At 52.9% G+C, this 902-nt stretch carries 2 protein-coding genes and 1 tRNA gene; 2 read left to right on the top strand and 1 reads right to left on the bottom strand.

Going from position 1 to position 902, the window contains the following annotated elements:
• Window positions 1-218: phosphopyruvate hydratase (eno, locus tag NZM01_12580; protein ID MCS6960868.1), on the bottom strand; the 218-nt coding region annotated here is incomplete at its 3' end.
• A 102-nt stretch (window positions 219-320) separates the two neighbouring features.
• On the opposite strand from eno, the gene NZM01_12575 reads away from it, so the two are divergent.
• Both NZM01_12575 and NZM01_12570 read left to right on the top strand, forming a co-directional pair.
• A tRNA-Pro gene (locus NZM01_12575) sits at window positions 321-394 on the top strand.
• An 18-nt stretch (window positions 395-412) separates the two neighbouring features.
• Complete coding sequence (locus NZM01_12570; protein ID MCS6960867.1) at window positions 413-865, top strand: Uma2 family endonuclease; 453 nt, start codon at window positions 413-415, stop codon at window positions 863-865.
• Window positions 866-902: the final 37 nt, after the last annotated feature.

Genomic DNA, 902 nt, shown 5'->3' with positions numbered 1-902 from the left:
ACCGCCTTGAGCACCCCAGCCCCACCGTAGCGTTGCGGGTCCCCGTCGCGCAGTTCGTGCGCTTCAAACGTCCCAGTCGAGGCTCCACTCGGCACCATGGCCACTCCCACGTCCCCATCGGCCAAATTCACCTGCACCGCCAGCGTCGGACGCCCCCGCGAATCGAGCACCTCCCAGGCGCGAATACTGTCAATCGTGGTCGCAGCGAGTACAGCCATTGGCAACTCCTTCAAGCTCCATTTGCATCCTAGGGGTATTCCCAAACCTTTTGCTGGAACTTTACCAAATCTCAAGCATCACTGGGTTAAGATTGAGATTGACGGGATGTAGCGCAGCTTGGTAGCGCATCTGCTTTGGGAGCAGAGGGCCGCAGGTTCAAATCCTGTCATCCCGATTGGGTTCCTAAGTGACCATGAGCACCGTCCTAGAAAAAAAGCTGACGCCCGACGAATATCTCGCCCAAGAAGTGGCGTCCGAACTCCGGCACGAATATCGTCAAGGAGATTTAATCCCAATGGCGGGCGGCACAACAACCCACAATGAATTGGCAGGAAGCTTATATTCCCTTCTAAGACTAGCGCTTAAGGGTCAACCCTTTCAGGTCTTCATCACCGACCAGCGGTTATGGATTCCCCAAACCCAATCCTTTTATTATCCTGATGTGATGATTACTCCCAAACCCGTACCCCTTTTGGAGGGCCGTCGAGATACCGTCATGGAGCCATTACTGATTGCAGAAGTGTTATCCGACTCGACTGAGGAACGCGACCGGGGCGCTAAATTCCTTGATTATCGGCAGATTCCCACCCTTCAGGAATACCTGCTGATTGACCAGAACAAACCCTATGTCGAGCAATACAACTAAATAGCTGAACATCAGTGGTTGTTATCTATTTACAATG

The organism is Pseudanabaenaceae cyanobacterium SKYG29, from assembly GCA_025055675.1.
Classification (GTDB): domain Bacteria; phylum Cyanobacteriota; class Cyanobacteriia; order Pseudanabaenales; family Pseudanabaenaceae; genus M5B4.
This window is presented reverse-complemented; position numbering and strand designations above follow the sequence as displayed.

What these genes read in the sequence shown, in the direction of transcription:
- NZM01_12570 (MCS6960867.1), top strand. Translation starts at nt 413, where the DNA reads ATGAGCACCGTCCTAGAAAAAAAGCTGACGCCCGACGAATATCTCGCC.